Here is a 7,055-nt window from a genome sequence, read left to right as displayed (position 1 = left end):
GTTGCCGACTGCGCCTCTTCCAGCAGGGCCACTGCCGAGCAGGCGATGCCTTCGCCACGACCGGTAAAGCCCAGGCCGTCAGTAGTCGTCGCCTTCACACTGACCTGCGCCAGTGGCAGCTCAAGCAACTCCGCCAGCCGTGCGCGCATTGCCATCACATAAGGAGCCAGTCGAGGACGCTGGGCAATGACCGTCGCATCAACGTTCACCACGCGCCAGCCATGCTGGTGCAACAGATCGCATGCATACGACAAAAAAAGAGCGCTCGGCTGATCCTTCCAACGAGGATCATGCGAAGGGAAATGCATCCCAATATCGCCAAGGGCCGCCGCTCCCAGCAAGGCATCCACCACCGCATGGATCACCACATCGGCATCCGAATGACCAGCCAGCCCCATCTCTGAAGGAATAGTTACCCCTGCCAGTACCAGCGGTCGCTCGGGGGTAAAGGCATGAGCGTCGAACCCTGAGCCGATTCGCAAAGTCATCGCGGCCACGTCTCCTGATGCACCAGATATTCCGCTAGCAGGAAATCCTCCTGCGTCGTAATCTTCATATTGGTGTACGAGCCGGGGAAGATTGCTACGCGGTAGCCCAGGCGTTCCACCAGTGCAGCATCATCGCTCACCTCCTCCTCCGTAGCCTGAGCAGAGCAAACATGGTGAGCCTCCCAGAGTAGAGGAAAGGCGAACACCTGGGGTGTCTGCACCACCCACAGGTGAGCACGTTCAGGCGTCTCGCACACATACCCCCCCTCGACCACTTTCAGCGTATCCTTGACAGGAACGGCGGCCACCGCTGCTTGATGCAAACGGGCCGCGTGTAAACCTGCCTCGATCAAGGTAGAAGACACGAAAGGACGCGCTCCATCATGTACCAGCACCCACTGGGTCTCCGGCAGATGGCGAGCCAGGGCCTCCAGGCCCAGGCGTACCGAATCCTGGCGCCGTGGCCCACCGACTACCACGGCGATCACCTTACGCCAGCCTTCCTCGGCCAACAGCTCACAGGCATCGGCCTCACGAGCAGGGTGGACCACCAGGACAATCGCCTTAATCAGCGGGCAAACCTCAAAAGCATCCACCGTACGGGCCAGCGTCAAACGCCCAGCCAGCGGGGTCCAGAGCTTATCGCGACCGGCCATACGCCGGCTGCTGCCGGCGGCCACAATTACCACAGCGGCTCGTTCTTGCATAGCAATAATCCACCAGCGCCTCCGCCTATAATGAGAGGCACCGTATGACTGGTGCCTACCCGACATCTACTATGACGTTCTCTGGCAGCCAGAGAGAGCCAGGTCCCCCCTTTTTTCTCGTCTCCTCCCTTCCACCCCCTCCAGGCTGTCGCTATCCCATCAGCCTGCCCTGGCACTGGCCCGCTTCCGTCGTCTCTTTACCCTCTCGGTCACGCTCGCTCAGCGCTAGCCCTGACGCTGTTTGCCGGTCGACTGCCCCTGGCTACTGGACATCGAATTACCGCTACTCTGCTTCGGGTAAGCAAAGATCAGACGCCCAGCGACCGTCTGAATTACCCGCGTCACCGTCACCTCGATCGTCATATTCATATACTGGCGACCACCCTCCACCACAATCATCGTCCCGTCATCCAGGTAACCCACACCCTGACCCAGCTCCTTGCCATCTTGCATAATCTTAATCGCAATCTCCTCACCGGGCAGAAGCACCGGCTTCACCGCATTGGCTAACTCATTAATATTGAGCACCTTCACTCCCTGCAACTCGGCGACGCGATTGAGATTGAAATCGTTCGTGATAATCGGACAATGGAGCGCGCGCGCCAATTTGACCAGCTTGCTATCTACCTCCTCCGAGCTACTCTCCATATCGGTATCCATAATCTCCACTGGCACCGTCGCATCCTTCTGCAAGCGGTTCAACATCTCCAGACCATGTCGGCCCCGATTCCGCCGAAGCGTATCAGCAGAATCGGCGATCCGCTGCAGCTCGTTAAGCACAAAGCGCGGCACCACCAACTTACCAAAGATAAAGCCTGTCTGACTGATATCGGCAATACGGCCATCGATAATAGCGCTGGTGTCGAGCAAGATCTGGGGGCCTGCCGCACTGGCCAGCGCCTCCGCCTCCTTCGCGCGTTCCCGCTCTCGCTCACGCTCTCGCTCCTCCTCCCGCTCTCGACGGCGTGTCAGAAAGAGCGACTGAAACATATGCGCCAACTCGCTCTTGCGCAGCACGGCCACCATTGCCCCCAAATACCCACAGATGATGGCCGCCACTACAGGCAGAATATGGCCCCAGTTCTCTGGCAAGGCTCCCAAGGGGATACCAAAGAGCACAGAGATGAGCAGACCCACAATTAGCCCAATGGTGCCAGCGATCAGATCACTGACCGCCACCGTCCGCAACTGATGGCTCACCCAGCGATAGGGGACAATGGTTACATAGGGTGTAATCACAAAAGCAACGAGTGCACAGACAAATGCAATTGCGGCGGACCATTCAAGCTTCTCAAGCAGGAGTGTTGAAAGCGGATGCTCGAAAAAGAAGACGAAAAAACCGACGCTGGCAGCCAGAAGCGCTCCAATGCAGCGAGCGATTGTGTTAATAGACATCCCATCAGCCTCCAGAAGGGTGAGAGGTTCAACCACCGACGACGGGCCAGCGTGAGGTAAAGCATGCGGGCAGGAGCAGAATAGATGATAATCAGACAAACAAGAATGATGATTCCGGATAACAGGGCCTGGCCTGCTGTGCTGAACCGCCAGAAACGCGCCCGTCGAATCACAAAAATCGTCATGCCAGCTATAAAGTATACCGTTTTCCTGAGTCAGAATCAAGAGCGAGGATCAACCTCTGGGAGCGGGAGCCACGATAATGCACGAAACGCTTACCTCCTTTATTTAAACTCAACAGATGCTTCAGTCACGGGACAAGAGTCGCCTTTGCTGCTTAGTGTAGCGCGATTTCCAGGGCGACTGCAAGAGTACTGGCGGGAATGACCCGGCACTCCTCAGCCAGTCCCGCCCCTTCCAACTCGCGGCGCACCCGCTCCGTGCGCCCGCTGGCAGGGACCAAGCAGCGTTTGAAGCCCAGCTTCGCCGCCTCGCGCACGCGCAGTCCCAGGCGACTGACAGGGCGCAGTTCACCAGAGAGGCCGACCTCGCCAATCAAGGCCAGATCGGGCGGGATACGCCGGTCGCGGTAGCTTGACGCGATTGCCGCTGCCACGCCCAAATCAACAGCTGGCTCCTCCAGCGTGAAGCCTCCCACCACGTTAGTATAGACATCGTGATTGCCCAGGGCCAGGCCAACGCGCTTGGTCAAGACCGCCAGCAGCATCAACAGGCGATTGTGCTCAATGCCATTGGCCGTACAGCGAGCGATCCCGAAATTGCTGGGAGTCACCAGGGCCTGCACCTCTACCAGCAATGGGCGCGTTCCCTCCATGCTTACCACCACCGCCGAGCCACTGGCAGCCCCGGGGTGCTCGGACAGGAAGAGCGCCGACGGATTGGGGACCTCCTGCAGGCCCTCTCCGTGCATCTCGAAGACCCCCACCTCATGGGTCGCGCCGAAGCGATTCTTGACACCACGCAGCAGGCGATAGGTATGGTAGCGTTCCCCCTCCAGATAGAGCACACAATCGGCAATGTGCTCCAGAGCTTTGGGGCCCGCCACCGTCCCCTCTTTTGTGACATGGCCGATGATGAACATTGGGATATGGCTACTCTTCGCCACCTGCATCAGATGCAGCGTACATTCGCGCACCTGGCTGATACTACCCGGAGCCGAGGTCAGATGAGTCGCGAAGACCGTCTGAATGGAATCGACCACCACCAGCGCCGGCTTGAGGCGAGCGATGGCCTCGCAGATCACTTCCAGCTCGACTGTCGCTAACAGATAGAGGCGCTCACCGCTGATCTCCAGGCGCTCGGCGCGCATCTTGATCTGCTCACTCGACTCCTCACCCGAGACATAGAGGACCGGCCCCACGTGCTCGGCAATATAGCCTGAGACCTGCAGCAGCAAGGTTGACTTGCCGATGCCCGGTTCACCACCGACCAGCGTGAGCGAGCCAGGCACGAGGCCGCCCCCCAAGACACGATCCATCTCGGCATAGCCGACCGAAAGGCGCTCATGAGAGAGGGCTTTCACCTGGGTCAGGGGTTGTGGCACCGTTGGAGCAGCAGAGGCCCCAGCGGTCGCAGCCGCCCCCGTCAACAACGCGTAGCGGCGCTGGGGGACAGGAGCCGCAGCCGACGTTTCGGGGACCGATACCTCCTCCAGGGTATTCCAGGAGCCACAATCGGGGCAGCGTCCCAGCCACTTCGTCTGCTCACCACCACACTGCTGGCATACAAAGCGCGTACGAGATTTGGGCATAGGATTACAACCAGTACACTTGCTTCAGAACAGGTAATATGGTAGCATCAGGCCCTGACAGCTTGCTTGCTTGTCTGTCTGTCTGACCGGCGCTTTATCAGGCAGGCACAAAGAGAGCATCCATAGCCACCAGCTCTGCCAGCGAGTACCCAATAAGGAAACAAGCGAGCGAGGACAAAAAAAGAGGAGAGCCTGCAGCGCGAGCGACGCGCCAGAATGGCTCTCCTCTGCACACTATCAACCTGGCAAGGTTTCACCGGCGGGGCTGCCCTCGCTGCTTCCGGCGGAGAGCGCCGCCTGCGGCGAAGCCGGAGCGGGCAATTGCTCCAGACGGCTGCGCACCTGCAGTTCGAGAGCATTGTCGACCACTGCCGCTTCGACCACATCGCCGGCATGGAAGCGACCCTGGAGCAGACCTTCGGCCAGTGGATCTTCGACCAAGCGCTGGATCGTGCGCCGCAGCGGGCGGGCGCCGTACTGCGGATCGAAGCCTTCCTTGATCAAGAAGTCCTTGGCAGGCTGCGGGACCACCAGCTCGATCTGCTGTTCCGTCAGCTGATTGCGCACGCGATTGAGCAACAGATCGACGATCTGATACATATCCTCGCGGCGGAGCGAGTGGAAGACGATGACCTCATCGATACGGTTCAGGAACTCGGGCTTGAAGGTATTCTTCAACTCGCCGAGCACCTTATTCTTCATCTCCTCGTACTCGCTCTTATAAGCCTGCTCCTTATCCTTCGTCAGCTTGAAGCCGATCGACGCCTCGCGGTTCAGCAAGGTGGCGCCCACATTCGACGTCATGATAATGATCGTGTTGCGGAAGTCCACCGTGCGGCCCTTGGCATCAGTCAGCTTGCCATCCTCCAGGATCTGGAGGAGCATATTGAAGACATCGGGATGGGCCTTCTCGATCTCATCGAGCAAGATCACGCTGTAGGACTTGCGGCGCACAGCCTCTGTCAACTGGCCGCCCTCCTCATAGCCGACATAGCCCGGTGGAGCGCCGACCAGGCGAGCGGCAGCATGGCGCTCCATGAACTCTGACATGTCGATCTTGATCAGGGCGTCCTCGCTGCCAAACATGAACTCGGCAAGCGCGCGGGCCAGCTCGGTCTTTCCGACGCCAGTTGGGCCGAGGAAGATGAAGGAGCCGATGGGCCGCTTAGGATCTTTCAGCCCGGCGCGAGCGCGGCGGACAGCGCGCGCGATCTTCTCGATCGCCTCATCCTGAGCGATGACGCGCTTATGGAGGGCCTCCTCCATATGGAGCAGGCGCTGAGACTCCTCCTGAGCGATACGCATGACTGGGATGCCGGTCCACATTGAGACGATCTGAGCGATCTCCTCCTCGCCAACAACGGGGCGATCGCTCCCACGCTCTTTCTGCCAGCCGGCCTCCAGCTTAGCAATACGCTCGCGCAGTTTCACCTCGCGGTCGCGCAGCTCGGCAGCCAGCTCGTAATCCTGCTGCTGGATTGCGGCCTCCTTCTCGCGGAGCACCGCCTCCAGGCCCTTCTTGGCCTCTTTCAGGTTCAGCGGGGCCAGCGAATGCTGCATGCGGACACGGCTGGCGGCCTCATCGATCAGGTCGATGGCCTTATCGGGCATGAAGCGATCCGTAATATAGCGGCTGGCCATCTCCGTTGCCGCCTTGAGCGCCTCATCGGTGATGGTCAAGCGGTGATGGGCCTCGTAACGCTCGCGGATACCCTTGAGGATCTCAATCGTTTCCTCAATGGTTGGCTCGCGCACGATGACCTCCTGGAAACGGCGCTGCAGGGCGGCGTCGCGCTCGATATACTTGCGGTACTCATCGAGCGTTGTCGCGCCGATACACTGGATCTCGCCGCGAGCCAGAGCTGGCTTCAGAATATTGGCCGCATCGACCGCGCCCTCCGCGGCGCCGGCGCCGACCAGCGTGTGGACCTCATCGATGAAGATGATGCAGTCGCGACTATTGCGGATCTCCTCGATGATCTTCTTCAGGCGCTCTTCGAATTCGCCACGGTACTTGGTGCCTGCCACCAGGGAGCCGACATCCAGCGTGAGCAGACGTTTGCCCGCGATGGTCTCGGGGACCTCGCCGGCGACGATGCGCTGCGCCAGGCCCTCAACGATTGCCGACTTACCGACACCAGGTTCACCGATGAGCGCAGGATTATTCTTGGTACGGCGCGACAGGATCTGAATGACCCGCTCGATCTCCTGATGGCGTCCAATAATAGGATCAAGCTTACCGGCGCGGGCATCGGCGGTCAGATCAACGCCCATCGCGTCGATAGTCGGCGTCTTGGAGTGCTTGGCATCGCGCTCATGGGGCGAGCCGGACTGACTGAGCACCTGGATTGTTTGCGTGCGCACCTTCTCCAGGTTGACACCCAGGCTTTCCAGGACACCGGCGGCGATTCCCTCACCCTCGCGCACCAGGCCAAGCAGAAGGTGTTCGGTGCCGATGTAATGATGGTTCAGGCGGCGCGCTTCGTCCACCGCCAGCTCGATGACCTTCTTGGCCCGGGGGGTCAGGCCAATCTCCCCAAGCACGATGCGGTCACCGCGCCCGATGATGAACTCAACGGCGCTGCGCACCTTGTGCAGCTCGACACCCAGATTCGCCAGAACCTTGGCGGCCACACCTTCGCCCTCGCGTACGAGGCCCAAAAGGAGGTGCTCTGTCCCGATGTAATTATGCTG

General features: G+C 60.0%; 5 protein-coding genes. All 5 read right to left on the bottom strand.

Features of this window, described 5'->3' with window-relative positions:
- On the bottom strand, positions 1-488 hold a 488-nt coding region (gene ispF, locus IRZ31_RS19005; protein WP_297156580.1), incomplete at its 3' end, for a 2-C-methyl-D-erythritol 2,4-cyclodiphosphate synthase.
- Entirely contained in the window at positions 485-1,195 is a 711-nt protein-coding gene (gene ispD / locus IRZ31_RS19000; RefSeq protein WP_297156577.1) for a 2-C-methyl-D-erythritol 4-phosphate cytidylyltransferase, read from the bottom strand. The genes ispF and ispD, both read right to left, overlap by 4 nt.
- A gap of 225 nt (positions 1,196-1,420) precedes the next feature.
- Positions 1,421-2,590 (bottom strand): PIN domain-containing protein, encoded by a 1,170-nt coding sequence (locus IRZ31_RS18995; protein WP_297156573.1) that lies wholly within the window; start codon positions 2,588-2,590, stop codon positions 1,421-1,423.
- 337 nt (positions 2,591-2,927) lie between these two features.
- A complete protein-coding gene (gene radA, locus IRZ31_RS18990) occupies positions 2,928-4,361 on the bottom strand; it encodes a DNA repair protein RadA (protein WP_297156570.1) in 1,434 nt (477 codons plus the stop codon).
- Between the two features lie 237 nt (positions 4,362-4,598).
- The coding region (locus tag IRZ31_RS18985) for an ATP-dependent Clp protease ATP-binding subunit (RefSeq protein WP_297156567.1) at positions 4,599-7,055 on the bottom strand (2,457 nt) is incomplete at its 5' end.

The sequence above is a fragment of the Thermogemmatispora sp. genome (assembly GCF_019683635.1).
Taxonomy (GTDB): domain Bacteria; phylum Chloroflexota; class Ktedonobacteria; order Ktedonobacterales; family Ktedonobacteraceae; genus Thermogemmatispora.
The sequence above is the reverse complement of the archived record's forward strand: the minus strand, read 5'-3'. Positions and strand labels throughout refer to the sequence as shown.

What these genes read in the sequence shown, in the direction of transcription:
- IRZ31_RS18995 (WP_297156573.1), bottom strand. Translation starts at nt 2,590, where the DNA reads ATGTCTATTAACACAATCGCTCGCTGCATTGGAGCGCTTCTGGCTGCC.
- radA (WP_297156570.1), bottom strand. Translation starts at nt 4,361, where the DNA reads ATGCCCAAATCTCGTACGCGCTTTGTATGCCAGCAGTGTGGTGGTGAG.
- ispD (WP_297156577.1), bottom strand. Translation starts at nt 1,195, where the DNA reads ATGCAAGAACGAGCCGCTGTGGTAATTGTGGCCGCCGGCAGCAGCCGG.